Raw genomic sequence first — 23,712 nt, forward strand, 5'->3', positions numbered from 1 at the left:
GGCCGCCGCGTGCCGCCGCGCGCCGGGCCGGGCGGCCCTTCGCCCCCATGAGGATGCCCGTGATCAGACACATCGTGCTGTTCAAGTTCGAGCCGGACATCGGCTGGCAGGATCCCGCGGCCCTCGCGGCCGAGCGGTCCTCGCGGCTCGTCGGCGAGCGGGTGCCCGGCCTCCTCCACTGGCAGGTGGGCCGCAACACCGCCGACCGCCCGACCGCCTACGACTTCGCCGCGATCGGCCTGCTGCCCGATCAGGAGACCCTGCGCGGCTACCAGGACCACCCGTTCCACCAGGAGTCCGCCGCGCTGTGGCGCGCCATCAGCACCTGGGTCGTCGCCGACATCGAGGAGTGACGCATGACCGTCGAACTCGGCTGGATCGACGTCCGGCCCGCACCGGCCGGGTCCCCGGCCATCGGAACGCTCGGCCCCGAGGGCACGAGCAGCGAGCAGGCCGCCCGGCTGCTGCGGACCCGTCTGCCCGACGGGCCGTCGATCGTGCTCAGGGCGACCTACGAGCAGTCCGTACAGGACCTGAGGTCCGGCACCGTCAGCCATGTGGTCGTCGCCAACGCCTATCGGGACATCCACCACTTCTACATGGCCGACGACATCGCGCTGGCCGGCGTCTTCGTCATGGACACCCCGCTGTACGGCATCGCCCGGCGCGCCGACGGCGGTGTGCTGTCCGACCGCCCGAGCGTGGTCACGCACCCCTCGCCGCGACCGCTGGTCGATCAACTGCTGCCCACCGGCTACCGGTTGCGGGACGTGGCCACCGCGGACTCCACCAGCCAGGCGGCCCTGGCCGTGGCCGAGCGCCGATACGACCTCGCGCTCACCACCGAACCGGCCGCCGCACGGCACGGACTGCGCTTCATCTCCCGGCTGCGCCCGATCCGCATGGTCTGGTCGGTCTTCGTCCGCTCCTGACGGCGTGGGCCGGGCGCGCGGAGGGAACGACCGCGGGCCCGGTCCGAGCCGCTGCCCGGGAGCCGGTGCACGGCAGCCCGCGGACGCGGCGCCCGTCCCGGGTCCCCGGAGGGCGCATTACCCTCTCCGGCATGGCGAAACGAGCGGTGCGGCGACAGGCGCGGAAGGTCCTGGGCGAAGACCCCGTGGCCCTGGTGTGGTGCGAGATACGCAAGCCCATCCCCACCCCGCCCAAGGACGTGCACCGCGCGGCCGGGAAGGGGCGGCTGAAGCCGGGACACCACTGGCTGATGTATGTCGGCGCCGTGGTGTTCTTCTTCGTCTTCGTCCCGGCGATGCTGGTCGACAAGGTCGGGGACCGTCTCCTCACCCCGTCGAAGTGGAGACGTAACCGGAACCGGCAGGCCGGACCGACCCCGTCCGACGCCCCCCGGAACCCGACCAACGGCATCTTCGACGGCGACTGGGACCTGACGGCGGGCCAGCTCCTGCTCCGCTGGTACGGGCACTCGTCGAACCCGAAGCGCCTGGTCATGCTCGCCCCGGACCGTGTCTGCGTCGCGGCGTCCCCGCGCCGCCGGCTGTCGGCGACCGGGGCCACCGACTTCCGGAGCGTCGCCGAACTCCCCCTCGACCAGGTCCGCGTCGAAGGCGAGGCGGACCAGCCACGCGGCTACGCCACCTTCCGGCTCCGCTTCACGGACGGCTCCTGGCTGGAGGTGGGCGGCCTGGCCGGACCCGAGGACGCCGACCACTTCCTCCGTACGATCAACGGCTGACCCGCGCACGGCCCGTGCCCGCCGTGCCCGTGCGCGCGTACGGCCCGTGCCCGCCGTGCCCGTGCGCGGCGCCGGGCGCGCCCTCCGTGGCGGCGGAGGGCGCGGTCCCCTGTCTCAGGCGCCGGTCAGTGGGGTTCGGGCGCCGGTTCCAGGACGAAGAGCGGGATCACACGGTCCGTCTTCTTCTGGTATTCGGCGTAGTCCGGGAACGCCTCGACCGCGCGGTCCCACCACTGGGCCTTCTCCTCGCCCGTCACCTCGCGGGCCACCATGTCCTGGCGCACCGGGCCGTCCTGGAGCTCCACCCGGGGGTCGGCCAGGACGTTGAAGTACCAGACCGGGTGCTTGGGGGCGCCGCCCAGGGAGGCGACCACGGCGTAGGCGCCGTCGTGCTCCACACGCATCAGGGGGGACTTGCGGATCTTGCCGCTCTTCGCGCCCAGCGTGGTCAGGATGATGACCGGCAGGTCGCGGCGCTTCTCGTCGTCCGGGCCGACCAGGGCTTCCAGCGTGGTGCCGCGGGTGCCGCCGGAGCCCTCGTACAGCTCCACCTGGTCGCGGACCAACTGCTGAACGCTCGGCTCGTACTCGCCTTTGAGGGGCATGCTGTCCATCTCCATGCTGTCGAGTGCTGTCGGAAGAGACCTCGCCCGGGGGAACGCGCGGGGCGGAGTCAATCATTCCTGTACGGGGCCGGCGAACAGCCGAACGACAGGCACTACTCGCCATCGCGCCCCGTCCGCAGGACAATGTGTGCTCACCATGCTCTCGGAGGGGGACGCACATGCGGGAAAGCCACCGGGCCGAGGCCGAGAGGCTGTTGGTACGCGCCGTGGAGGAGGAGGTACGGCGCTCCGGCGGACGGACCGACGGGAACGCGCTGCTCGCGCGCGGGCGCGGGGCCCTGGACGCGATGGCCGCCGGGGCGGCGGAGGAGTACGCCGCCTACACGCAGGCCCTGGACGCGACGCAGGCGCAGGACGTTCCGCTGTCCCAGCGGTTCAGCCGGCAGAACATCGGCACGCCCGCCCTGGTCACGTCCGTCGCCGCCGTGGCCGCCGTCGGCGCCGATGTCGCGCTGGGCGCGGCCACCGGGATCGCGCTGGGCGCGGGCGCCGTCGTCGCCGTGGCCGGGGCGGCGACCACCGTCGCCAAGGTGACCGTCTCGCACTGGCCGGCCGCGCACCGCAGAGCCGGCGCGGCCGGACAGCCGGGCGGCGCCGAGCAGTTGCGGCTCCAGTGGCTGACGGCCCTGGAGGTACGGGGCATCCGGCCCTTCCTCGACCAGCAGCGGGTGCTGGTGTCCGCGACCCGGCGCAGCGCCAAGAAGTCCACCGTCGTCCCCCAGTTGCGGGGCGGGGACCGCAGCGCGGCGGCCCGGCGCCGTACCGTACTGGAGCAGTCGTTCGGCCATCTCCCGGAGCCCGCCGGCCCGTTCGCGGGGCGCCGGGCCGAACTGGCCAGGATCGCGCAGTGGGTGCACGCGGCGCGGGCGTCGACGGAGACGAAGCCGACGGTCGTCGTGCTGTACGGCGCCCCCGGATCCGGCCGTACGGAACTGGCCGTACGCGCCGCGCACCAGCTCAGGGACCAGTTCCGGGGCGCCTGCCTGGTCGATCTGCGCGGCGGCGGCACCCTGGAGGCGCCGCTGTCGACCCGGGACGCGCTGCTGCATCTGCTGAACCGGCTGGGCGCGCCGCGCGAGCAGCTTCTGTTCCGCGAGGGCGCCTCGCCCGAGCAACAGGTGCGGCGGCTCGGCGAGTTGTACCACCAGCATCTGACGGGGCTGCCGGTCACGGTGGTCCTGGACGACGCCTCCGACCCCGAGCAGGTGCGCACGCTGGTCCCGGAGCGCTCCGACAGTCTGGTGCTGGTGACGGCGCGCCGCCCCGTCGAGCTGCCGGACGACGTCCCCGCCTGGGTGCACCAGTTGCCCGTCGAGGCGCTGGACGGGGCGGGCGCCGAGGAGCTGCTGCGCGCCGCCGCCGGTCCGGAGCAGGAGGCGGCGACGGCGGGGGCGCCCTACGACGTCCAGTCGGCCGACCGGGTGCGGGAGCTGTGCGGCGGGCTGCCGCTCGCGCTGCGCATCGCCGGGTCCTCGCTCGGCGGCGACCGCACCGCGCACCGGCTGGCCGCCGATCTCGACGCGTACGGCCCGGTGGAGCCCGTCGAGCGCGCCCTGTGGCTGCGCTACACCGACCAGAACGACCAGGCCCGCCGGCTGCTGCGCCGGCTGGCGCTGGCGGGGCGCGCCTCGCTGGGCGTGGGCGCCGCGGCGGCGCTGCTGGCGACGGACGAGCAGGAGGCGGGACGGCTGCTGGCGGCGCTGGCGCGGGCCGGTCTGGTCGAGCATGTACGGGGCAGCCGCTACCGGTTGCACGACGTCGTACGGACCTTCGTGCACGCGCGGCTGCGCGACGAGGAGCCCGCGGAGGAGCGTACGGCCGCGCAGGAGCGGCTGATCCGCAACTACGGCGAGCTGGCCGACTCCGTGATCCGGCTGGTCGACGGCAAGACGTCCACGCGCGCGGACCTCTTCAGGAGCGCGGCGGGCGCGCACGGTTTCTCGTCGCTGGACGCGGCGCTGCGCTGGCTGGACGACGAGTCGAGCTTCATCACGGCCACGCTGCGGCACGCGGAGGGCGTGGACCAGCAGGCGGTGCTCAATCTGCTGGGCGCCCTCTGCGACTACTGCCTGCTGCGCGGCGACCTCTACCGGCTGGGCGAGATCAACGAGTTGACGCAGGCGGTGGACCAGGGGCTGCTGGTGCGCTCGGTCCAGTGGCGTACGGGCATCGCCGCCCGGCAGCTCGGCGAGCTGGACAAGGCACGGACGACGCTGACCTCCGTGGTGGGTCTCTACCAGGAGGCGCAGCACGAGGCGGGCGCGGCCCGCGCGCTCTGTTCGCTGGGCATCACCCTGCACCACCAGGGCAATCTGACGGAGGCGGCGGCGAAGCTGCGCGAGGCGCTGGCGCTCCAGGAGACGGCGGCGCTGGCGGGTGACCGCGGCTGGACGCTGCACGCGCTGGCGGCGGTGGAGCGGGACCGCGGGCGGCTGGAGGAGGCGTCCGGGATGCTCACGGCGTCGCTGGAGCTGCACCGCGAGAGCGAGTCGGTGCACGGCGAGGCGTGGGCGCACTTCCAGCTCGGCCAGTTGTTCCTGCGTACGGGTGATGTGGCGCGCGCCGAGGGCGAGTTGCGGGCGGCGCTGGAGCTGTACGGGCGGACGCGGGACGGCCGCGGCGAGGCGTGGGCGACGACCCAGTTGGCGCGGGCACGGCTGGTGGAGGGCGAACAGGACCAGGCCACCGAGCAGTTGCGGGAGGCGCTGGCCCGGCACCGGGACAACGAGGACGCGCGCGGCGAGGCGTGGACGCTGTACTACCTGGGCCAGGCGCTGGAGGAGGGCGGCGACCGCGACCAGGCGGTACGGGAGCTGGAGCGGGCCCGCTCGATGTTCTCGCGGATGCGTGACGTGTACGGGCTGGCCTGCGCCCGGCACCACTCGGGCCGGGTCACCCGCGACCAGCGCGCCGCGCAGACCGGCAACCTCCGCAACTCGGGGTTCGCCCGGCAGCTCCTGGTCGACGCCCGCGCGGACTTCCGGCGGATCGGGGTGGCCCACGGCGAGGCGTGGACGTGTCTGGAGCTGGCCGTGGTCGACGCGGGCAACAGCCGGGCGGCCCAGGCGCTGGCGCTGTGCGACGAGGCGACGGCGCTCTTCACCTCGTACGGCGACCACCGCGGCGCGGACTGGTCGCGCTTCCTGCGCTGCACGCTGCTGCCGTACGGCTCGGCGGGCGGTACGGAGGTGGGCTCGGCGGTGGCCGAACAGGAGCTGGCGGAGCTGGCCGCGGCGGACCACCCCGCCCGGGACGGGAAGCTGGCGGACTCGCTGGCCGCGTTCGGTGTGATGCTGGGCCGGGGCGTACGGCTGGACGACGGCTGGCAGGCGTGGGACCTCGGCATGGTGCCGAACCGGCACGCGCGCGAGGTCATGGGCGTGCCGGTGGAGGTCACCCCCGCCTGACGGCGCCGGGACGGCTCCGTACACGTCGAAGACACCGGGGACCGGCCGGATCCGCCGGTCACCGGCGGGAGACACCGGGGACCGGCCGCTCCCTCCCCTCCGAGGGGGCGAGCGGCCGTCCTCCAGGCACGGCGGGCTCCCGCGGACCGGGTGGTCGGCCTGGTCCCCGTACGCCCGTGCTCCGTGCCCGAAGCCGTGTGCCGTGCGTTACTCGCCGTGCGGCGCCGGTGACTGCCGGCCGGGGGCCGTCTTCGGCCGCGGTTCCGGGGCCTCCTCGAAGTCGACCTTCCCCATGTGCCGGGTCATCGACTTCATCAGCAGCCACACGCCGCCCGCCATCACCGCGAACACGATGAACCCGAGCACGCCGGGCGTCACCTTGTTCTCGTCCAGCTCCTTGGCGAGAGGAACGAGCTGGGTCATTGCCTGGGTCGCATACATATCAGGCATTGTCGCGGATGCCCGCGAAGAGGTCGCTCTCGGGGAGGGATGTATCGACGAGGGACTTCGCCAGCTCGTACTCCTCGGTGGGCCAGACCTCGCGCTGAAGCTCCATCGGGATGCGGAACCAGCCGCCGTCCGGGTCGATCTGCGTGGCGTGCGCGATCAGCGCCTTGTCGCGGATCTCGAAGAAGTCCGCGCAGGGGATGAACGTCGTCAGCGTCCGCTCCTCCCGCCCGATCTCCTTCCACCGCTCCAGCCACTCGCCGTACGGGGACTCCATGCCACGGGTGAGCAGCGCCTCGTGGAGCGCGACCGTACGCGGCCGGTTGAAGCCCTGGTTGTAGTAGAGCTTCGCGGGCTGCCAGACCGGGCCGAAGTCCTCCTCGGGGAACTTCTCCTTGTCCGCCGCGCCATCGAACGCGATCATGGAAATGGTGTGGGTCATGATGTGGTCGGGGTGCGGGTAGCCCCCGTTCTCGTCGTACGTGGTGACGACCTGCGGCCGGAAGGCGCGGATCGACCGGACGAGCCGGCCCGCCGCCTCCTGCGGGTCCACCAGGGCGAAGCAGCCCTCGGGCAGCGGCGGCAGCGGATCGCCCTCGGGCAGTCCGGAGTCGACGAACCCGAGCCATTCCTGCTGGACGCCGAGGATCTCCCGGGCCTCGTCCATCTCCTTCTTGCGCACCTCGTGGATGTTCGCCTCGATGTAGGCGTCACCCTGGAGCTTGGGGTTGAGGATGGAGCCGCGCTCGCCTCCCGTGCAGGTCACGACCAGCACGTCCACCCCCTCGGACACGTACTTGGCCATGGTGGCCGCGCCCTTGCTCGACTCGTCGTCGGGGTGGGCGTGAACGGCCATCAGCCGTAGCTGCTCAGTCAAGACTCGATCCTCAGTGATGTGGCGCTTGGGTCGGCTTCTATAGTGACGGATATCGGGGGACGGAAATTCCGGCTGTCCCCGCCCGAGAGGAACGATCATGGCTGCGGTGCGCGAGGAGCTTCCCGCAGGGCGGTACGGCCGCTCCGGGGACGAGGACGCGCGCGCGGACCGGCGGCTGCGCCGCCTGGGCGTGGTGCTCGGCGGGGTGCTGGTGGCCCTGCTCGGCTGGTACGGCTACCACTACGTGATCGACCGGAGTGTCTCCGGTGAGCTGATCAAGTTCAAGCGGATTTCCGCGACCGAGGTCGAGGCGCATCTGGAGGTCCGCAAGGACCGGGACGCGAGCGGGAGCTGCACCCTGCGCTCGCTGGCCGAGAGCTTCGGGGAGGTCGGCCGCAAGGACGTGCGCTTCGGGCCGGGCGAGACCCGGATCGACGAAGTGGTCACGATCCGTACGACGGAGAGTGCGACCAGTACCGAACTGGTGGGCTGCACGTCCGACTGACCGGACGAGCGGTCGAGCCGCTGTCGAGCGGTCCGCGGGGCGGGTCGGCCGGGCCGGCGCGATGGCGGAGACCCGCCGGGTCTCGTCGTGGATCTCCGCGCTGACCTGCGCGAATCCTTTTCTGACGGCAATTGTCCTCCCCCTCGCGCCACGAAATTGTTAGGCTCGTGGTTTCGCCCACCCGAGACGGCACATGCTTCTGGGTAGGGCGTTGCTTTGTATCCCCAGCACCTACGAGGAGCACCAGTGACCCAGACCAGCGAAAACGTCACCTGGCTCACCCAGGAGGCGTACAACCAGCTCAAGGCCGAGCTGGAGTACCTGTCTGGTCCCGCGCGCACGGAGATCTCCACGAAGATCGCTGCTGCCCGCGAGGAGGGCGACCTGCGGGAGAACGGCGGGTACCACGCGGCCAAGGAGGAGCAGGGCAAGCAGGAGCTGCGCGTCCGCCAGCTCACCCAGCTCCTGGAGAACGCGAAGGTCGGCGAGGCGCCCGCGGCCAGTGGTGTGGTGGCCCCCGGCATGGTCGTGACGATCGCCTTCGACGGCGACCCGGACGACACCCTGGACTTCCTGCTCGCCTCGCGCGAGTACGCCAGCTCCGAGATCGAGACGTACTCGCCGCAGTCCCCGCTGGGCAGCGGCGTGAACGGCAAGAAGATCGGCGAGAGCGCGGAGTACGAGCTCCCGAACGGCAACAAGGCCAAGGTGAAGATCCTTGAGGCCAAGCCGTACCAGGCCTGAGCCGGCGCCCGCTCCTCCGCCCGTGCCCGCACGGGCCTGAACGCCTGTCCGAAAGGGCTGGTCCCCCGGCATCCCGTCGGGCGGACCGGCCCTTTCCGCTTTCCTCCCCGCACCTCGTCTCCGCAGCGGTACGACGCGTGCTCAGCCGAGGATCGTGTACCCGGCCTCGCGCAGCGCCGCCGCGACCTCCGTGCAGTGCGCGGGCCCCTTCGTCTCCAGGTGCACCTCGACGTCCGCCTCCGTCAGCCCGAGCCGGGGATCGGTCCGTACATGGCTCACGTCCAGGACGTTGGCGTCGGCCACCGACAGCACGCCGAGCATGGTGGCGAGCGCGCCGGGGCGGTCCGTGACCCGCAGCCGCAGGCTCAGATAGCGGCCCGCCGCCGCCATGCCGTGGCGCAGGATGCGCTGCATCAGCACCGGGTCCACATTGCCGCCCGACAGCACCGCGACGACCGGGCCGCGGAACGCCTCCGGGTCGCCGAGCAGCGCGGCCACGGGGCTCGCGCCCGCCGGTTCGACCACGAGCTTGGCGCGTTCCAGACAGAGCAGCAGGGCGCTGGACAGCTCGTCCTCGGAGACCGTACGCACCTCGTCGACCAGTTCCTCGACGATACGGAAGGGGATGTCGCCCGGCCGCCCCACCTTGATCCCGTCGGCCATCGTGTGGGGCGACTCCACGGTCACCGGCCGGCCCGCGCGCAGCGAGGGCGGGTACGCAGCGGCCCCGGCCGCCTGTACGCCGACCAGCCGGACGTCGGGGCGCAGCGCCTTCACGGCGACGGCGATGCCCGCCGCGAGCCCGCCGCCGCCGATCCCGACGACGATGGTCCGCACCTCGGGGCACTGCTCCAGGATCTCCAGCCCGACCGTGCCCTGTCCGGCGATGATGTCCGGGTGGTCGAAGGGGTGGATGAAGACCGCGCCGGTGTCGCGCGCGTACTCCTCGGCGGCGGCCAGGGTCTCGTCGACGACCTGACCGTGCAGCCGGACCTCGGCGCCGTAGTCGCGGGTCGCCGCCACCTTGGGCAGGGGCGCGCCGACCGGCATGAAGACCGTGGAGCGGACACCGAGCAGGGTCGAGGCGAGGGCGACACCCTGGGCGTGGTTCCCGGCGCTGGCCGCGACGACGCCGGCCGCGCGCTCCTCCGGGGAGAGTCCGGCGATCCGTACGTAGGCGCCGCGCAGTTTGAAGGAGCCGGTGCGCTGGAGGTTCTCGCATTTGAGCAGGACCGGGGCGCCGACCAGCGCGGTGAGGTGTCTGCTGCCTTCCATGGCGGTCGTCCGCGCGACTCCGGAGAGCATCTTCTGGGCCCCACGGATGTCGTCGAGCATCAGGGAGTGGTGGGAGGGGCGGGACGTACCGAAGCTCATGCGGCAAGTCTCGCAGCTCACACGGGGCGGTGCCGCGTACGGCCGCGGGCCCCGGGACCGGCCCTGCCGGGCGTGTGGACGGGGGAGGCGGGGCGTGGGAGGGGGGACATGAGGCGACGGCAGGGGTGAGCGGTACACCCGCGCACGCCCCGCGCACTTCTTCTCCACCCGGTTTCCACAGGGCCGGTACGGTGCGGAGCCCGGCCGCGTACTCTGTCCACCACCACACGACCCCCGTACGAAAGAGCCTCCAGCCATGCCCCCCATTCAGGACATGACTTCCGCTGCGTCGGCTTCCCGGGAGCGGACCGTCGATCCATCGGACGACGCCGCCCTCCTCGATGCTCTCCAGCACCAGGTGGCCGTCTTCGCCCGGCGGGCCGAACAGACCCGGCTCGGCGGTGTCGGCCAGGTCCGCAACTCGATGGACCGCGCCGCGTATCTGCTGCTCAACCGGCTGGACCAGGAAGGTCCGATGGGCGTCAAGGCGCTGGCCGCCGGGATGGGCATCGACTCCTCGACCGTCACCCGGCAGGTCGCGCCCCTGGTCGACACCGGTCTGGTCAAGCGCACCTCGCACCCGGAGGACGGCCGTGCGGTCGTCCTCCAGCTCTCGGCGCGCGGGCTGGCCAAGCTCGACGAGGTGCGCTCCTCGCGGCGCGCGCTGATGGCCCAGGTCACGGCGGACTGGACCGAGGACGAGCGGGACTCCTTCACCACGCTCCTCACCCGCCTCAACGGCGCCTTCGCGTCCCGGGCGGCCCGGCTGCCGGCCGGCGAGCAGCCGGGCACGGACGCGGAGCCCGCCCCGGACCAGGCACCCGCCGCGGAGCGGACCGCGGAGCGGGCCACGAACCCGGCCCCTGACCAGGCGCCCGCCACGGAGCGGGCCACGGACGAGGCGGAGCCCGGGGCGGGCGGGGACACCGGCTCCTGATGCCCTCTTGACCCGGGCGGTCCCGCCGGTCTGATATGAGGTCGTGCGAGAGCTGCGGGCGGCCACGGATCGCCGCCGCGCCCGGGAGTTCGAGGTCTACGCCGCGGGCGCGGCCGGCCGGCTGCTGCACACCGCCGCGCTGCTGACGGCCGAGCCGCCCACCGCGACGCCGCGCGCGCAGCGTCTGCTGGTCGCCGCGCTGGCCCGTACGTACGCGGAGTGGGACCGTCTGCACGACGCGGACCCGTACGACCACACCCGCCGGGAGCTGGCCCTGCGCTTCGCCGACGAGGCGTGGCGCGTCCGCAGGACGGTCCCGCGCGCCGCCTCCGGGAGCGCCCCGGAGGAGGGCGGGCTGCTGCGCGGGCTCGGCGCGCGGGAGCGGCTGGTCCTCGTACTGCGGCTGTACGAGGGCCTCACCGAGGAGCAGACCGCGTCCCTTCTCGGCCTCCCGGAGGACCGGGCCCGCGCCCTGTGCGCGCGGGCGATGACGACCCTGCGGCGGACGGCCGCGCGCGACGGGTCCGCCGCCGGTCTCCCGCCCCGGGAGGCCCGCCCATGAGCGGGACGAACCGCAAGGAGGCGGAGATACGGCGGCTGCTGGGCCTGCCGCGTCCGGCCGTGCCCGCCGATCTCGTCCCGCGTGCGGCCCGGCGCGGCGAACGGATGCTGCGCAGGCGCCGGGTCGCGCGCCGGGTGGTCTGGGCGGTGCTGGTGGCGGCGGTGGTCGTCTTCACCGTGTGGGCGTGGGACGTCCACCCGTGGGTGCCGCCGCCCACGACCACCACACCTCCGCTGGAGGGGTGGTGAGCGCGCCGGCCGGGGCCGTCAGGGGCTCTATCCGAGGGCCTGCCGGAGATCCGCGAGCAGGTCGTCGCCCGACTCGATGCCCACGGAGAGGCGGACGAGGTCGGCGGGGACCTCCAGCGGCGAGCCCGCGGCCGAGGCGTGCGTCATCCGGCCCGGGTGCTCGATCAGGGACTCGACGCCGCCCAGGGACTCCCCGAGCGTGAAGAGCCTCGCGCGGTCGCAGACGCCGACCGCCGCCTCCTCGCCGTCCGCGACCCGGAACGAGATCATCCCGCCGAACGCCTTCATCTGCTTGGCGGCGGTCTCGTGGCCGGGGTGGTCGGGCAGCCCCGGGTAGAGGACCTGGGAGACGCGCGGGTGGCCGGCGAGCATCTCCGCGATGCGCTCGGCGTTCTCGCAGTGCCGGTCCATGCGGACGGCGAGCGTCTTGATGCCGCGCAGCACCAGCCAGGCGTCGAACGGCCCGGCGACGGCGCCCATCGCGTTCTGGTGGTACGCCAACGCGTCGCCCAGCGCCTCGTCCTCGACGATCAGCGCGCCGCCGACGACGTCCGAGTGGCCGCCCATGTACTTGGTCGTCGAGTGGACGACGACGTCCGCGCCGAGCGCGAGCGGCTGCTGGAGGTACGGGCTGGCGAAGGTGTTGTCGACGACGAGCCGCGCCCGTGACGTGCGCGCGACGGCCGCGAGGGCCGCGATGTCGGTGATGTTGAGGAGCGGGTTGGAGGGGGTCTCGACCCAGATCACCTTGGTGCGGGGGGTGAGCGCGGCCTGCACGGCCGCCGGGTCGGAGGTGTCCGCGACCGAGAAGTCCACGCCCCAGCGGGAGACGACCTTCGCGAAGAGCCGGAAGGTGCCGCCGTAGGCGTCGTCGGGGATGACGACATGGTCGCCGGGGGCCAGCAGCGTACGGAGCAGGCAGTCCTCGGCGGCGAGCCCGGAGGCGAAGGCGAGCCCGCGCAGGCCGCCCTCCAGGGCCGTGAGGTTCTCCTCCAGGGCGGTACGGGTGGGGTTGGCGCTGCGGCTGTACTCGTAACCGCCGCGCAGGCCGCCCACCCCGTCCTGCTTGTACGTGGACACCTGGTAGATCGGCGGTACGACCGCCCCGGTGAGGGGGTCGGCGGTGTTCCCCGCGTGGATGGCGAGGGTCTCGAAACGATGCTGGTCGTTGGAGTGCTCGTGGCTCATGGGCCCGAGGGTAGCGCCGCGCGGCGCGCGCCCGTTCCGTATACGGCCACGGGTGATTCCGTACCGGACGGCGTCCGGGACAATGGACGCATGGAGATTCTCTGGGTCCTGCTCGCGATGGGCCTGCTGGCCGCGGTCATCGCCCCGTACGTACGGCGCCGCGGCGGCGGTATCCGCCAGGTCGCGCCCGGTTCACCGGACGCCGCCGACCCGGCCGCGTACGGCTTCGTACGCCAGGAGGAGCTGGACATCCGGATGCCGGGCCCCGACCAGGACCTCCTCGACGTCCTCGACGTCGTCCAGGCCACCCAGGACTGGCGCGCCGCCGCGCAGCTCCTCGCCGGGACGGACAAGGGCGGCGAGGTGCGCTGGCAGCGGGTGCAGGCGTTCGCGGGCGCGGCCTCGCTGGAGCTTCAGCAGCGGCCCGGCGTCGGCGGCGCGTGGCTGCGCGCGTGGCGGTCGGAGTCGCCGAAGGACGCGGGCGGGGCGGCGGTGCACGCGGAGTTCCTGGTGCAGCAGGCGTGGCGGTCGTCGGCCGCGGGGACGGACGACTTCCGGATCATCCTGGAGGAGGCGCGCACGGTCTGCGGCCAGGCGGCGCTGCTGGCCCCGGGCGACCCGGTCCCGTACATCGTGGAGCTGGCGGTGGCGCGCGGGCTGGGCTACCCGCGTGAGGAGTTCGACCTGCTCTGGGCGAAGGTGATCGACCGCGCTCCCGCGCACATGGGGGCGCATCTGGCGGCGCTGCACTACGCGTGCGAGAAGTGGCACGGCTCGCGCGACGAGGCCGACGAGTTCGCGACGGCGGCGGCGGCCCGCGCCCCGCAGGGCTCGCTGCTGGCGGCGCTGCCGCTCTTCGCGGTGTACGAGCACCTTCCCGAGGTCAACCTGGTGCGCGGCTTCTACGAGAGCGCGGTGGTGAGGAAGGCGGTCGAGGGCGCGCTCTTCGCGGTCCACGCGGCGCGCCAGGACGACCCGATGCTCTCGCACGTACGGCATCTGCTGATCCTCTTCCTCGTACGGTGCGAGCGCTGGGCGGAGGCGATGAACCAGCTCGTCCAGGTGGACGGCCACGTGGGCGCCCTCCCGTGGACGCACGACGGGGACCCGGCGGCGCAGTACACGGTGTACCGGGCGCTGGCGGTGGCGGGCTACGAGGCGAACGGCGGCAGCCCGGCGACACTGCCGCGCTGACGTCCTGGCGGGCTGACGGCCTGACTGCCCTGCCGCGCTGGAGCAGTTCCGGCTGGTGGACGCCTATGTGGAGGCGGCTCCGTGGCGCTGCTACGGGGACGCGAGGGTGGCGTACACGGCGGCGCGCGAGAAGGCGGTCCGCGAGGCCGGGTGAGCCGGTCCGGCGCTCAGCGCGGGCCGGAATGCGCCAGGTGATCCACGCGTTGTTACGGACAGTCCCCACAGCCGAGGAGAGCCGACCATGTTCCTGTCCCGCCGCACCCCCGAGCTGCCCACCGCCGAGCAGGCCCTGCGCGGCCGCCCGGAGCCCACGTTCGCGGTGCCCGCACGCCACACGGTCCTCGGCAACCCCCTGGAGGGCCCGTACCCGGAGGGCCTGGAGGTCGCGGACTTCGGCCTGGGCTGCTTCTGGGGCGCCGAGCGCAAGTTCTGGCAGACGGACGGCGTCTGGACCACCCTGGTCGGCTACCAGGGCGGCTTCACCCCGAACCCGACGTACGACGAGGTCTGCTCGGGCCTGACGGGCCACACGGAAGCGGTCCGCGTCGTCTTCGACCCGAAGACCGTCTCGTACGCGGAGCTGCTGAAGGTCTTCTGGGAGTCCCACAACCCGACCCAGGGCTTCCGCCAGGGCAACGACGTGGGCACGCAGTACCGCTCGGCGATCTACCCCCACTCCCCCGCCCAGGCGGCGGAGGCGGACGCGTCCCGCGCCTCGTACCAGCAGGTCCTGACGGGCAACGGCTACTCCACGATCACCACGGAGATCCTCCCGTCCGAAGGCCGCCCCTTCTACCCGGCGGAGGCCGAGCACCAGCAGTACCTGGACAAGAACCCGGCGGGCTACTGCGGCCTGGGCGGGACGGGCGTCTCCTGCCCGATCGGGGTGGCGCCGGCGGGCGAGTGACCGCGGCACGGGCCCTTCGGCGCCGCGGTCCCGGGCCACGTGCCCGACCCGTGTACATGCCTCGCTCATCAGGTGTGCGACCGGGGATACGGCCGACTGCTTTTCCCAAGACTGAGCTTCTTCAGCGTTGGCGCTCCAGAGTGAGGACGCTGAAGAAGCTCACTGATCAAAATCATCTCCCGAGTCCGGGGCACCGCGTCGTGCGGTGTCCCGGACTCGCGAGCGCAGGCGTCGGAAGCGCCCAGCGCGCGCTAGGGGACACAACCCCGCAAGGTCCTGACTGGCGTTCACGACGTGCGCCCGGTTTATGCGACAACGCAAATATTCGCCTCGCTGGATGGACGCCCTCCCGGAACCCCTCGTACCGTTCTGAGGAACGAGCCCAACAGGGGCCGCGCACAGGGGGTTTCCCATGGCACGCGAGGCATTGATCCGACTCACCGGCAACGGCAACGGCGAATGCAGCCAGAACGATTGTCCGAACATCTACCGGAGCCCTCGCGGATCCTTCATTGTTCAAGGGAATTTATCGAACGCCTTCACCCCGCCGAACGGTGAGGCTCTCGTGGAGATCCCCGAGGAGATTCTCAGGGAGGCAGTCCGTGCTCTTGGATGGTGAGGCATGGCAGGCCAGGTTTCGCAATTTCCGAACGGAAGCGTGGCGCCTGGAAACCCTGCCGGCGTACAACGTCCCACAAGAGGCGGAAGAGATCCGGTCGTTCCTGGCCGGCGAACGTATCGATCCTCACACCTACTCGAACGAGTACACCGAGGACCTGAAGCGGGTACGCCGGGAAGGCAAGACCAAAGGGCGGGTACACATTGTCACGCGCCCCCTCTCCACCTACCTGCGTTACGAGTTCATGTATTACCGTCCTCACGCACGGGCAGGCGAGGACATCCGCATCATGGACGTGACGGACCGGGTCAACCCGCTGGCCGACTGCCAGGATTTCTGGATGTTCGACCGCACGGAGGTCGTCCTCATGAACTATGAACCGGACGGCACACAGATCAGCCGGAAAGTCCACGAGGGTGACGCAACACCCTACGTGGACTACCAGCGCATAGCGCTGACCGAATCAGTACCCTTCGAGGAGTATGTGAAGGGCCTTGACGTTTGACCCCGAGGAGCTGGGCCGGTCGCGAACCGATCTGGCCGAGACACTGAAGACCCTGCGCAAGCGAGCCGGACGTACACAGGTCTGGCTCGCCAAGCGTTGCAACGCGTCACAGACGAAGATCAGCAACATCGAGGGGGCAAAGCTGACGCCGACGCTGGTCGACGTCGAGCTGATACTCAGGGCTCTGGATGCTCCACCCGACCTCGCCACCCGCGTGTTGGCCCTCACTCGCGTCGCCAACACCGAGTGGCAGGACGTCTGGTCGCAGCGCCGCACGGGCCTGGAGAAAAAACAGAACGAGCTGGCCCGGTTCGAACAGTCCTCCACGGAGTTTCGGTATTTCCTGCTGTCCATGGTGACAGGCCTGCTCGCGACACCGGAGTACGTGCGTGCCAGCCTTTCCGGCATCCCCGGAGATCAAGAGAAGGCCATCGCGAAAAAGCTGGAGCGACAGGCAGTTCTTCACGAATCATCCAAACGCTTCACCTTCATTCTGACCGAGCAGGCCGTCAGATGGCCCTACCTGCCGGATCCCGCGATGGCCACGCAGATCGAGAGACTCGTCTCTCTCAGCCTCCTGGCCCATGTACGGATCGGGGTCATCCCACTGGGCAGGCAAATGCCAACCTGCCCATTGAACACCTTCACGGTCTACGATGCCCGGATAGCAACAGTGGAGACATCGACCGGAGCAATGATCTTCAGGGATCATCGAAACGTCTCGGCCTACCTGCATGAGTTCTCGGTTTACGACGGCTACGCCCTGCACGGGGAACAGGCGAGGGAACAGTTGCACGAATGGGCCGACCGGTTCCGCTCCTGATGTTTACCCGACAGCAGAAATAACCTTGAAGGATTCCACACCCGAGTCCGACGATTCTTTCATGCCCATCGATCAGCTCCGTCCGACCGGGCACTGACGGTGGTTACCGGATTCTCCCGAACTCCGCATGAAAGGAATCCATTATGTCGAATGTCACCGACCTGTACGCGATCGACATCGGCGCGGCCATGTTCACCAAGGCGTGTGGCGGCCCGTGCTCCGAGGGGTGCGTGACACTCGCCAGGATCGACGTGGACGCGTGGGCCCTGGCAGACAGCAAGAACCCCGACGCGGAACCACTGAGGTTCACCACGGCCGAGCTGCGTGCGGCCGGTATCGACGTCTCACGGTTCGGGCTCCAGGCCTGAAGAACACCTGGCCGGCGGTCGGCCACGACTTCTCTCCGTATGAGCAGGCCGGCCGCCTCTCGCCCGCTACCGCGCTGAACGGGGCGACAGTTGCACCATCACGGTTACCTCTGGACCGGCCCGAAGCACGACTTCGACCGGGAAGGACTACGACGGCCACCGCACCCCGATCCCCCTCCAGCAGCAACGGCGGGCGACACAGCTGCACAGCGGCTCGCCGACCGATACCGGGAGGCTGCCGCAGAGTTCCCCACGTCCGACCTGGCGCCCCTGGAGACCGCGTTGTGGCTCATGAAGCCGGCGACGTTGATCCGGGGAACGTGGCACGAGCCGAAGGAGGGGGCGGCCTGGCTCAGGGAGCAGCTCGCCTCGTACGCCCCCCGCTTCGATTCGAGCACGCGACGCGACTCCACGTACCTGGACGGACTCACCTACTCAGCCACGGAAAGGATGGCGTGGGGTGGCGACGTGGCCCTCGGGTTCTATCTCGACCGCCCCGCCTACCTGTCGCTCGCCCTGGTGACGTGCTCCCCCAACCGCAGCAGCCCCGGCCTTCCCTGCCCCACTCGGGAGGACCTCCGCCCCGTCCGGTTCAGTCCGCGAGACCGCGAGGCTCCGCCGCCTTGACGTGGCGGAGCCAGGACGCCGCCTCCTCGTGCCCGAAGGCCAGTACGGCCGCGTCCGGGCGCTTGCTGTCGCGGAACGCGATGCGGCCGCCGGGGAGGAGGGTGGTTTCGACGCAGTCGCCGCCGGTGTCGCCGCCGCCGCCCGAGTAACTGCTCTTGCGCCAGTGCGCCTGCCGCACCGGGTCCATCCGTGTCATGTGACAGCTCTCTTCGTCGGGTTACGCGTACAGCTTCGCTGCTTCGGCGATCATGTCTCTGGACTCCGCCCGTGAGAGGGCCAGTTCGGTGAGGATGCCGAACCGCAGCGTCCACGCTCGTACATGTTCGCGGTCTTCGATGTAGAACATGCCCGCCGGGCCCTCCGTGTAGCCGATGTCGGGCATGGGCGCCGGCAGCGTCAGGATCGAGAACGGCCCCTCCAGTCCAGGGCTCCCACCCACGTCACGCCGCAGGACCTGGATCGAGAAGTTCGGGCTCTCGGCGAGACTCAGCAGCTTGCGCAACTGGCCCCGCATCACTTCCTCGTCTCCGATCACATGGTCCAGCACGGCCTCGTCGTAGATGAAGTGCGCCTTCGGGGCCGGTTGCCTCTGGAGTACGTGCTGACGGATCATGCGGGCGGCGACCTTGCGTTCCAACTCCTCCGGGGAGCATTCTCCGGGGGCAGCCGCAAGCATGACGGCGCGGGCGTACTCGGCGGTCTGCAGGATCCCGTTCACCAGTTGGGGCTGGAAGCTCCGCAGCTCGACGAGGCTGTCCTCGATGCTCAACAGCGGCTGGATGTCCCGGGGCAGCGCGTCGGTGAAGCCGATCCACCAGCCACGCTCCGACGAGCCTACGGCCAGCGCCACCAGTGCCTCGCGGAGTTGTGTGTCGGTGACCTCGTACACATCGAGCAACTGCTCCACCTCGCGCGGCTTGATGTTGTGCTCCCGGTTCTCGATCCGGGACAGCTTCGACCGCGACCAGCGCCCTGGCAGCGCCTGAAGCCGTTCGATCGCTCCCTCCTGGGTCAGGTCGGCGCCCTCGCGTAGCGCCTTCAGCGACGCCGCGAGCTGCCAGCGTCGTGCCACCGACGTTCCGATCTCCATGTTCCGTCCCATGGGTCCCTCCGGTACTCGTCCGCCGCTCCAGGCGCATCGCCGTTACCCGTCCGCGTGAAAAATGGACTGTCCACTTGAATGCGGTCGCGACCGGAGTCGAGGATATCGCCACGCATAGCGTCGTAGCAATCACGCTCAGTAGGAGGACATGATGTCAGCCGAAGCAGCAGGACCCGCCTCTCCCACCACCAGCACCCCGCCCCTCACCCGCGCCGAATTCATCGCCCTCACCGAGGAGTTGGTCGCCGACACCGCGCCCCGGCTCTTCGCCGTCGTCCAGTCGTACGAGCCCGGGGACGGCGGCCCGGAAGAGGCGGACGCGCGGGTTGCCGCCTGGGGGATGGCGTTCGACGGGCATGCCGAGATCGTGAGTGTCTGCGGCGGTACCCGGATGAGCGTGGCCTCGCTGGATCGGGCCGTGGGGAGGTTCGAGCACGGGGTGGACATCAGTGCGCGGGTGGTCTGGGTGCCCGGGGCTGCCTGAGGCCGGTGGGGGCCGGGTGCGTCGCGCCGGGCCGGCGGTGCCTACAGTCGCGTGTCATGGACTGGATGGAGCGGGTGGGGAGCCTGCGGCAGTGGACCGGCAACGGGGTGCGCGCGCCGCACAAGCCGCTGTTGATGCTGTACGCGCTGGGGCGGTTCCGGCAGGGGCCCGAGCGGGGGTTGCGCTACTCCGACATCGAGCGGGACCTGCGTGAGCTGCTGCGGAACTACGGGCCCACCAACCCGACCTCGCCCGCGTACCCGTTCCACCATCTCACCAGCGACGGTGTGTGGGCGGTGCGGACCGACGCCGGGGGCGCGAGTCCGGGTACCGGGGTGCGGGCGCTGCGGGCGAGCGGGGCGGAGGGGCGGCTCGTACCGGAGTTGCGGGCCGAGCTCGCCGCGGACCCGGGGCTGCTCGGACGGCTCGTCCATCTGCTGCTGGACACGCACTTCCCGCCCTCGCTCCACGCCGACCTCGCCGCCGATGTCGGGCTCGATCTGGAGCTGGACGCCGCCGTACGGCCGGTGCCCGCGCCCGAGGCCGTACGGGAGGAGCGGCGGCGCGGTGTCGAGCTGCGCAGACAGGTGCTCGTCGCCTACGAGTACCGGTGCGCCTTCTGCGGGTTCGACGGTTCGCTCGGCGGGGTGCCGGTCGGGCTGGAGGCGGCGCATGTGCGGTGGTGGGCGTTCCGGGGGCCGGACGAGCTGTCCAACGCGCTGTGCCTGTGTTCGCTGCACCACAAGCTGTTCGACCGGGGGGTGTTGGGGCTGGACGCCCGGCAACGCATCACCGTGTCGCGGGAGTTCGTGGGACGCGGGGCCGCCGCGCGCAGTCACGTACTCGATCTGAGCGGACGGGCCCTCCTCGGCCCGCAGAGCGGCAGCGCCGGCGTGGCCGCCGAACACGTCGGCTGGCATACGGCGCAGGTCTTCCGCGGGGAAGCGCGGACGCCCGAGCCCGTCTGAGCGGCGGATGGGCCGGCGCTCTGCTGTTGGCTGATCTGCTGCCGGCCGAGCGACCCGTCGCCGGGGCGGTGGCCGGGCAAGGGTGGGGAGGAACGCGCGGCGACCGGCGCCGCGCCTCCCCGAGGAGGGCCCATGTCCCCGTTGGTCACCGCCCTGGATTTCCCACCGAGCCCGTACGCCTCCGAGCCGGGCTCGGGCACGGCGGCCACGCCGTTCGACGACCATCTCGCCGCGCGGCTGCTGACCCAGCGGATCGTCGTGCTCGGCACCGAGGTCACCGATGTCTCCGCGAACCGGGTCTGCGCGCAGTTGCTGCTCCTGTCGGCGGAGGATCCGCGCGGCGACATCGGGCTGTACATCAACAGCCCCGGCGGCTCGGTCACCGCCGGTATGGCGATCTACGACACGATGCAGCTCATCCCGAACGATGTCGCCACCCTCGCCATCGGATTCGCCGCCAGCATGGGGCAGTTCCTGCTCGCGGTCGGCGCGAAGGGCAAGCGCGCCGCCCTGCCGAACGCGCGGATCATGATGCACCAGCCCTCTGCGGGTATCGGCGGCACCACCGCCGACATCGCGATCCAGGCCGAGAACCTGGAGTTCATGAAGCGGACCATCGAGCGGATCACCGCCGAGCACACCGGTCGGTCGACGGAGACGATCTCCCGGGACGGCGACCGCGACCGGTGGTTCACGGCCGAACAGGCCAAGGAGTACGGCATGGTCGACCGGGTCGTCTCGTCGCTGGACGACGTACGGCCGGCCGCCGCGCAGCGACGGATCGGACTCTGACATGGGCCAGTACACGATTCCGACGGTCATCGAGCGCACACCGCAGGGCGGCGAGCGCGCGTACGACATCTACAGCCGTCTCCTGTCGGAGCGGATCGTCTTCCTCGGCACGGAGATCGACGACGGTGTCGCCAACGTCGTCATCGCCCAACTGCTCCATCTGGAGTCCGCGCACCCGGGGACCGAGATCTCGGTCTATCTCAACTCGCCGGGAGGATCGTTCACTTCGCTGATGGCCATCTACGACACGATGACCTTCATCGCCTCGCCGATCTCGACGTTCTGCGTCGGCCAGGCGGCCTCGACCGCCGCCGTACTGCTGGCGGGCGGGGACCCGGGGCGGCGCCATGTCCTCGAACACGCCCGGGTGCTGCTCGGGCAGCCCGCGAGCGGCGGCCACCAGGGGACGGTCTCCGACCTCAGCCTCCAGGCCAAGGAGATGGTACGGGTCCGCTCGGAGGTCGAGGAGATCCTGTCCCGGCACACCGGGCACGACGTGAAGACCCTGCGCGCGGACATGGACCGCGACCGGGTCTTCACACCGCACGAGGCGGTGGCGTACGGACTGGCCGACGAGGTGCTGAGCCGGCGGGAGGTCCCGGCTCGCTGACCCCGGTCAGGCCGCGAGGCGTACGTCGCCGGGGCGGGTTCCCCGTACACTCCGCCCCGCCAGCGCCGTGACCGTACCGTCGCCCGGACCGCCGGAAGGGCGCTCCCGGCGGGCCCGGTCCAGACGGACGAGTTCGCCGTGGGAGCGCGCGAGCAGATCGGCCAGCCCGAGCCCGAGGGCCCCGGCGGCAGCGGCCAGCACCTCGGAGGACGCCTCCTTGCGGCCGCGCTCCAGCTCGGAGAGGTACGGCATGGAGATCCTGGCGGCCTCGGCCACGTCCTTGAGCGTGCGCTCCTGCGCCTGGCGCTCGCGGCGCAGGACGTCCCCGACGAGGTGTCGCCAGAGGGGTTCCCTGGGCTGCTTCCCGCGCGCGGGGGCGGATTCCGCTGGGGCGGATTCCGTCGTACGCGGGCGCAGGGGTACGACGCGGGCACGGTCCGGCGTGTGGCTGGTCACCGTCCCAGCGTAGGGGCGTCGGGCCCGGCCGTCAGGGGGTCGGGGTTGCGCCCCCGGCGAAACGCGAAACGGGCGGGGAGGGGCGGCCACGGCCCGCTCGGCACTCCCCGTCCGCCTCGTCGCGTACGCACCGGCCGGTCCTCGCCGTTGACGTTCACCCGGCGGACACCCCACCGTCGTACGGATGCCACCGGCCGGGGCGGGGAGAGGTGAGTGGATGTCCGCGCCCCCCGCCGACCCGCCCCGCCCTCGACCTGTGGAGACCCGTATGACCGGCACACCCGGCCCCGGACCCGCCCCGGACCGTACGCCCGCGTGGCGCACCTCCGCCCGACCGCCGCGACCGGTGCGGCGGAGGCGGGCCCGTTCCCTGGCGGCCGGGGTGGCCGCCGCGCTGGCGCTGGGCGGCGCGGTCGCGGGCGGGGCGCCCGCGGTCGCCGCGCCCGCCGGCTCCCCCGCCGGGAAGGCGCCCGGCGCCGCCCAGTGCGTCAAGAAGCACGCCGCGAAGGGCGCGGCGGCGAAGGCCGTGTGCGCGCGGGCCGGTGACCTTCTCGGCGTGACGCTGGACCAGCTCCGCCCCACCCAGCCGTCGGTCGGCTTCGACCAGATCTACTACAAGCTCGGCCGCTACAGCAGCACCAAGGACGAGCAGAACGGCGACGTCAACAAGCGCTTCGACGACTGGTGCGAGACCAACGGGCAGGAGGAGGCGGCCACGGTCCCGGCCGGTGCCACCCTCGCCAGGCCGTCGAGCTTCACCTGCACCGTCCCGGTCGGCCAGGAGACGGACGAGACGCGCGCCGCGATGAAGACGGTCGTCGTCGGACCCGGCGGTGAGCTGTACCTGACCGACGGGCACCACACCCTGACCTCGTTCCTGGAGACCGCCGACGGCGGCCCGAAGACGCCCATCCGGCTGCGCGTCACCGCCAATCTGAGCGATCTGGGGACCGCCGCGTTCTGGCGGACGATGCAGGACAGGAAGTGGGTCTGGCTGCGCGACGAGAACGACCGCCCCATCACCACGGACCAGCTTCCGCAGCGGCTCGGCCTGTCCCGCTTCCACGACGACCGCTACCGCAGCCTCGTCTACTTCACGCGGGACATCGGCTACCAGGCGCCCGACGACGCCACCGAGTACCTGGAGTTCCTGTGGGGCACCTGGCTGCGCGAGCGGGTCGACCTCGGCTCGTACGACCTGACCTCGCCCGCCTCGTACCTCTCCGCGGTCCGTACCGCTTCCGGGGCCATGTCGGACACGCCCGGCGACACGGTGATCGCCGACGGCCGTACCGCCGACGAGCTGGGGCGGATGGCCGAGTGGAACGACGGCAAGAAGCCGACCGGCGGTGAGTTCGGGAAGCTGAGCACGCCGATCACCGACAAGAAGCCCGGCAAGCTGGCGTACGCGCTGGACTACCGCGCGCATCTGCCGGTCAAGCCCGCCAAGCCGGGAAAGCCCGGTAAGCCGGGGAAGTCGGGAAAGCCGGGTAAGCACGACCACAAGAAATAACTGGGGCGCGCCCCGCGTCACGGCTAACCTGGACGCCATGTTCACGCACTACTTCTTCCTGTGATCCGTACCTGCCGCACCGCAGGTCCGACATCAGTCCCGTCCGGCCCCCCTCGCC

The 23,712-nt window shown here is 71.6% G+C and carries 28 protein-coding genes and 1 pseudogene; 21 read left to right on the plus strand and 8 right to left on the minus strand.

All coding sequences use genetic code 11. The features are described 5' to 3' along the window. Nucleotides 1-53: 53 nt before the first annotated feature. The 3 genes from ACFXPK_RS00895 (at nt 54) to ACFXPK_RS00905 (ending at nt 1,711) form a co-directional block, all read left to right on the plus strand. The gene (locus ACFXPK_RS00895) at nt 54-353 is read left to right on the plus strand and encodes a Dabb family protein (protein ID WP_385004290.1); all 300 of its coding nucleotides are present in this window, start codon (nt 54-56) and stop codon (nt 351-353) included. Nucleotides 354-356: 3 nt separating this feature from the next. After that, nucleotides 357-932 carry a hypothetical protein gene (locus ACFXPK_RS00900; RefSeq protein ID WP_385070142.1) on the plus strand — a complete coding sequence of 192 codons (576 nt, stop codon included), beginning with the start codon at nt 357-359 and terminating at the stop codon, nt 930-932. 131 nt (nt 933-1,063) lie between these two features. Then, on the plus strand, nt 1,064-1,711 hold the full coding sequence (locus tag ACFXPK_RS00905; RefSeq protein WP_385070145.1) for a hypothetical protein: 648 nt from the start codon (nt 1,064-1,066) through the stop codon (nt 1,709-1,711). Nucleotides 1,712-1,836: 125 nt separating this feature from the next. Here the strand turns inward: ACFXPK_RS00905 and ACFXPK_RS00910 are convergent, their stop codons facing one another. After that, nucleotides 1,837-2,316: a nitroreductase family deazaflavin-dependent oxidoreductase gene (locus ACFXPK_RS00910; protein WP_385004275.1), complete on the minus strand. Its 480-nt coding sequence runs from the start codon at nt 2,314-2,316 to the stop codon at nt 1,837-1,839. 179 nt (nt 2,317-2,495) lie between these two features. Here ACFXPK_RS00910 and ACFXPK_RS00915 point away from each other — a divergent pair, with 179 nt between their 5' ends. Then, entirely contained in the window at nt 2,496-5,744 is a 3,249-nt protein-coding gene (locus tag ACFXPK_RS00915) for a tetratricopeptide repeat protein (RefSeq protein WP_385004277.1), read from the plus strand. A 207-nt stretch (nt 5,745-5,951) separates the two neighbouring features. Here ACFXPK_RS00915 and ACFXPK_RS00920 read toward each other — a convergent pair whose 3' ends face one another. Together ACFXPK_RS00920 and mca are read right to left on the minus strand one after the other, a co-directional pair. Then, the gene (locus ACFXPK_RS00920; protein ID WP_385004279.1) at nt 5,952-6,194 is read right to left on the minus strand and encodes a hypothetical protein; all 243 of its coding nucleotides are present in this window, start codon (nt 6,192-6,194) and stop codon (nt 5,952-5,954) included. Further along, the gene (mca, locus tag ACFXPK_RS00925; RefSeq protein WP_385004280.1) at nt 6,187-7,068 is read right to left on the minus strand and encodes a mycothiol conjugate amidase Mca; all 882 of its coding nucleotides are present in this window, start codon (nt 7,066-7,068) and stop codon (nt 6,187-6,189) included. The genes ACFXPK_RS00920 and mca overlap by 8 nt, the downstream gene beginning before the upstream one ends. A 97-nt stretch (nt 7,069-7,165) precedes the next feature. Between mca and ACFXPK_RS00930 the strand changes: the two genes are divergently transcribed. Both ACFXPK_RS00930 and greA read left to right on the plus strand, forming a co-directional pair. Then, a complete protein-coding gene (locus ACFXPK_RS00930) occupies nt 7,166-7,573 on the plus strand; it encodes a DUF4307 domain-containing protein (RefSeq protein WP_385004282.1) in 408 nt (135 codons plus the stop codon). Nucleotides 7,574-7,819: 246 nt separating this feature from the next. Then, nucleotides 7,820-8,317, plus strand: a complete 498-nt coding sequence (gene greA, locus ACFXPK_RS00935; RefSeq protein ID WP_385004284.1) for a transcription elongation factor GreA — start codon at nt 7,820-7,822, stop codon at nt 8,315-8,317. 141 nt (nt 8,318-8,458) lie between these two features. Here greA and ilvA read toward each other — a convergent pair whose 3' ends face one another. Further along, nucleotides 8,459-9,691 carry a threonine ammonia-lyase gene (gene ilvA, locus ACFXPK_RS00940; protein ID WP_385004286.1) on the minus strand — a complete coding sequence of 411 codons (1,233 nt, stop codon included), beginning with the start codon at nt 9,689-9,691 and terminating at the stop codon, nt 8,459-8,461. A gap of 256 nt (nt 9,692-9,947) precedes the next feature. Between ilvA and ACFXPK_RS00945 the strand changes: the two are divergent. The 3 genes and pseudogenes from ACFXPK_RS00945 to ACFXPK_RS00955 all read left to right on the plus strand — a co-directional run. Continuing rightward, nucleotides 9,948-10,472, plus strand: a pseudogene (locus ACFXPK_RS00945) (MarR family winged helix-turn-helix transcriptional regulator); the annotation flags it as partial. Nucleotides 10,473-10,671: 199 nt separating this feature from the next. Continuing rightward, nucleotides 10,672-11,190 (plus strand): sigma factor-like helix-turn-helix DNA-binding protein, encoded by a 519-nt coding sequence (locus ACFXPK_RS00950; protein ID WP_385070151.1) that lies wholly within the window; start codon nt 10,672-10,674, stop codon nt 11,188-11,190. Continuing rightward, complete coding sequence (locus ACFXPK_RS00955) at nt 11,187-11,438, plus strand: hypothetical protein (protein WP_385070154.1); 252 nt, start codon at nt 11,187-11,189, stop codon at nt 11,436-11,438. Before ACFXPK_RS00950 ends, ACFXPK_RS00955 begins: the two co-directional genes overlap by 4 nt. 27 nt (nt 11,439-11,465) lie before the next feature. Here the strand turns inward: ACFXPK_RS00955 and ACFXPK_RS00960 are convergent, their stop codons facing one another. After that, a complete protein-coding gene (locus tag ACFXPK_RS00960; RefSeq protein ID WP_385007652.1) occupies nt 11,466-12,626 on the minus strand; it encodes a cystathionine gamma-synthase in 1,161 nt (386 codons plus the stop codon). A gap of 90 nt (nt 12,627-12,716) precedes the next feature. Here ACFXPK_RS00960 and ACFXPK_RS00965 point away from each other — a divergent pair, with 90 nt between their 5' ends. The 7 genes from ACFXPK_RS00965 to ACFXPK_RS00995 all read left to right on the plus strand — a co-directional run bounded on the left by ACFXPK_RS00965 (nt 12,717) and on the right by ACFXPK_RS00995 (nt 17,669). Beyond that, nucleotides 12,717-13,820, plus strand: coding sequence for a hypothetical protein (locus ACFXPK_RS00965; RefSeq protein ID WP_385007654.1), 1,104 nt, complete (start codon nt 12,717-12,719; stop codon nt 13,818-13,820). Nucleotides 13,821-14,061: 241 nt separating this feature from the next. Next, a complete protein-coding gene (msrA, locus tag ACFXPK_RS00970; protein WP_385007656.1) occupies nt 14,062-14,727 on the plus strand; it encodes a peptide-methionine (S)-S-oxide reductase MsrA in 666 nt (221 codons plus the stop codon). Nucleotides 14,728-15,139: 412 nt separating this feature from the next. Beyond that, entirely contained in the window at nt 15,140-15,346 is a 207-nt protein-coding gene (locus tag ACFXPK_RS00975) for a hypothetical protein (RefSeq protein ID WP_385070158.1), read from the plus strand. Beyond that, on the plus strand, nt 15,330-15,851 hold the full coding sequence (locus ACFXPK_RS00980; protein WP_385070161.1) for a DUF6879 family protein: 522 nt from the start codon (nt 15,330-15,332) through the stop codon (nt 15,849-15,851). Before ACFXPK_RS00975 ends, ACFXPK_RS00980 begins: the two co-directional genes overlap by 17 nt. After that, nucleotides 15,841-16,674 carry a helix-turn-helix domain-containing protein gene (locus ACFXPK_RS00985; RefSeq protein ID WP_385070164.1) on the plus strand — a complete coding sequence of 278 codons (834 nt, stop codon included), beginning with the start codon at nt 15,841-15,843 and terminating at the stop codon, nt 16,672-16,674. Before ACFXPK_RS00980 ends, ACFXPK_RS00985 begins: the two co-directional genes overlap by 11 nt. Nucleotides 16,675-16,817: 143 nt before the next feature. After that, nucleotides 16,818-17,042 (plus strand): DUF397 domain-containing protein, encoded by a 225-nt coding sequence (locus tag ACFXPK_RS00990; RefSeq protein ID WP_385070167.1) that lies wholly within the window; start codon nt 16,818-16,820, stop codon nt 17,040-17,042. Between the two features lie 90 nt (nt 17,043-17,132). After that, complete coding sequence (locus ACFXPK_RS00995) at nt 17,133-17,669, plus strand: hypothetical protein (RefSeq protein WP_385070170.1); 537 nt, start codon at nt 17,133-17,135, stop codon at nt 17,667-17,669. Here ACFXPK_RS00995 and ACFXPK_RS01000 read toward each other — a convergent pair. Continuing rightward, entirely contained in the window at nt 17,635-17,865 is a 231-nt protein-coding gene (locus ACFXPK_RS01000; protein ID WP_385070173.1) for a DUF397 domain-containing protein, read from the minus strand. The two genes, ACFXPK_RS00995 and ACFXPK_RS01000, sit on opposite strands and share 35 nt — an antisense overlap. A 21-nt stretch (nt 17,866-17,886) precedes the next feature. Further along, the gene (locus ACFXPK_RS01005; protein WP_385070176.1) at nt 17,887-18,759 is read right to left on the minus strand and encodes a helix-turn-helix domain-containing protein; all 873 of its coding nucleotides are present in this window, start codon (nt 18,757-18,759) and stop codon (nt 17,887-17,889) included. A gap of 163 nt (nt 18,760-18,922) precedes the next feature. On the opposite strand from ACFXPK_RS01005, the gene ACFXPK_RS01010 reads away from it, so the two are divergent. The 4 genes from ACFXPK_RS01010 to ACFXPK_RS01025 all read left to right on the plus strand — a co-directional run bounded on the left by ACFXPK_RS01010 (nt 18,923) and on the right by ACFXPK_RS01025 (nt 21,625). Continuing rightward, nucleotides 18,923-19,255, plus strand: coding sequence for a hypothetical protein (locus tag ACFXPK_RS01010; protein WP_385070179.1), 333 nt, complete (start codon nt 18,923-18,925; stop codon nt 19,253-19,255). A gap of 56 nt (nt 19,256-19,311) precedes the next feature. Continuing rightward, nucleotides 19,312-20,223, plus strand: a complete 912-nt coding sequence (locus ACFXPK_RS01015; RefSeq protein ID WP_385070182.1) for a phosphorothioated DNA-binding restriction endonuclease — start codon at nt 19,312-19,314, stop codon at nt 20,221-20,223. 132 nt (nt 20,224-20,355) lie between these two features. Further along, nucleotides 20,356-21,015, plus strand: a complete 660-nt coding sequence (locus ACFXPK_RS01020) for an ATP-dependent Clp protease proteolytic subunit (RefSeq protein WP_385070185.1) — start codon at nt 20,356-20,358, stop codon at nt 21,013-21,015. Between the two features lies 1 nt (nt 21,016). Continuing rightward, complete coding sequence (locus ACFXPK_RS01025) at nt 21,017-21,625, plus strand: ClpP family protease (protein WP_385070188.1); 609 nt, start codon at nt 21,017-21,019, stop codon at nt 21,623-21,625. Between the two features lie 6 nt (nt 21,626-21,631). On the opposite strand, the gene ACFXPK_RS01030 is transcribed toward ACFXPK_RS01025, so the two are convergent. Further along, the gene (locus tag ACFXPK_RS01030; RefSeq protein WP_385006302.1) at nt 21,632-22,081 is read right to left on the minus strand and encodes a helix-turn-helix domain-containing protein; all 450 of its coding nucleotides are present in this window, start codon (nt 22,079-22,081) and stop codon (nt 21,632-21,634) included. Between the two features lie 268 nt (nt 22,082-22,349). On the opposite strand from ACFXPK_RS01030, the gene ACFXPK_RS01035 reads away from it, so the two are divergent. Next, nucleotides 22,350-23,594, plus strand: coding sequence for a ParB/Srx family N-terminal domain-containing protein (locus ACFXPK_RS01035; RefSeq protein WP_385070191.1), 1,245 nt, complete (start codon nt 22,350-22,352; stop codon nt 23,592-23,594). Nucleotides 23,595-23,712 lie beyond the last annotated feature (118 nt).

It is taken from the genome of Streptomyces sp. NPDC059142, from assembly GCF_042755665.1.
Lineage (GTDB): Bacteria > Actinomycetota > Actinomycetes > Streptomycetales > Streptomycetaceae > Streptomyces.

Bases quoted from the DNA above. Each gene is read 5' to 3' on its own strand.
- ACFXPK_RS00895 (WP_385004290.1), top strand. From the start codon at position 54: ATGCCCGTGATCAGACACATCGTGCTGTTCAAGTTCGAGCCGGACATC.
- ACFXPK_RS00900 (WP_385070142.1), top strand. From the start codon at position 357: ATGACCGTCGAACTCGGCTGGATCGACGTCCGGCCCGCACCGGCCGGG.
- ACFXPK_RS00905 (WP_385070145.1), top strand. From the start codon at position 1,064: ATGGCGAAACGAGCGGTGCGGCGACAGGCGCGGAAGGTCCTGGGCGAA.
- ACFXPK_RS00910 (WP_385004275.1), bottom strand. From the start codon at position 2,316: ATGCCCCTCAAAGGCGAGTACGAGCCGAGCGTTCAGCAGTTGGTCCGC.
- ACFXPK_RS00915 (WP_385004277.1), top strand. From the start codon at position 2,496: ATGCGGGAAAGCCACCGGGCCGAGGCCGAGAGGCTGTTGGTACGCGCC.
- ACFXPK_RS00920 (WP_385004279.1), bottom strand. From the start codon at position 6,194: ATGCCTGATATGTATGCGACCCAGGCAATGACCCAGCTCGTTCCTCTC.
- ACFXPK_RS00930 (WP_385004282.1), top strand. From the start codon at position 7,166: ATGGCTGCGGTGCGCGAGGAGCTTCCCGCAGGGCGGTACGGCCGCTCC.
- ilvA (WP_385004286.1), bottom strand. From the start codon at position 9,691: ATGAGCTTCGGTACGTCCCGCCCCTCCCACCACTCCCTGATGCTCGAC.
- ACFXPK_RS00955 (WP_385070154.1), top strand. From the start codon at position 11,187: ATGAGCGGGACGAACCGCAAGGAGGCGGAGATACGGCGGCTGCTGGGC.
- ACFXPK_RS00960 (WP_385007652.1), bottom strand. From the start codon at position 12,626: ATGAGCCACGAGCACTCCAACGACCAGCATCGTTTCGAGACCCTCGCC.
- ACFXPK_RS00965 (WP_385007654.1), top strand. From the start codon at position 12,717: ATGGAGATTCTCTGGGTCCTGCTCGCGATGGGCCTGCTGGCCGCGGTC.
- msrA (WP_385007656.1), top strand. From the start codon at position 14,062: ATGTTCCTGTCCCGCCGCACCCCCGAGCTGCCCACCGCCGAGCAGGCC.
- ACFXPK_RS00975 (WP_385070158.1), top strand. From the start codon at position 15,140: ATGGCACGCGAGGCATTGATCCGACTCACCGGCAACGGCAACGGCGAA.
- ACFXPK_RS00990 (WP_385070167.1), top strand. From the start codon at position 16,818: ATGTCGAATGTCACCGACCTGTACGCGATCGACATCGGCGCGGCCATG.
- ACFXPK_RS01000 (WP_385070173.1), bottom strand. From the start codon at position 17,865: ATGACACGGATGGACCCGGTGCGGCAGGCGCACTGGCGCAAGAGCAGT.
- ACFXPK_RS01005 (WP_385070176.1), bottom strand. From the start codon at position 18,759: ATGGAGATCGGAACGTCGGTGGCACGACGCTGGCAGCTCGCGGCGTCG.
- ACFXPK_RS01010 (WP_385070179.1), top strand. From the start codon at position 18,923: ATGTCAGCCGAAGCAGCAGGACCCGCCTCTCCCACCACCAGCACCCCG.
- ACFXPK_RS01015 (WP_385070182.1), top strand. From the start codon at position 19,312: ATGGACTGGATGGAGCGGGTGGGGAGCCTGCGGCAGTGGACCGGCAAC.
- ACFXPK_RS01020 (WP_385070185.1), top strand. From the start codon at position 20,356: ATGTCCCCGTTGGTCACCGCCCTGGATTTCCCACCGAGCCCGTACGCC.
- ACFXPK_RS01025 (WP_385070188.1), top strand. From the start codon at position 21,017: ATGGGCCAGTACACGATTCCGACGGTCATCGAGCGCACACCGCAGGGC.
- ACFXPK_RS01035 (WP_385070191.1), top strand. From the start codon at position 22,350: ATGACCGGCACACCCGGCCCCGGACCCGCCCCGGACCGTACGCCCGCG.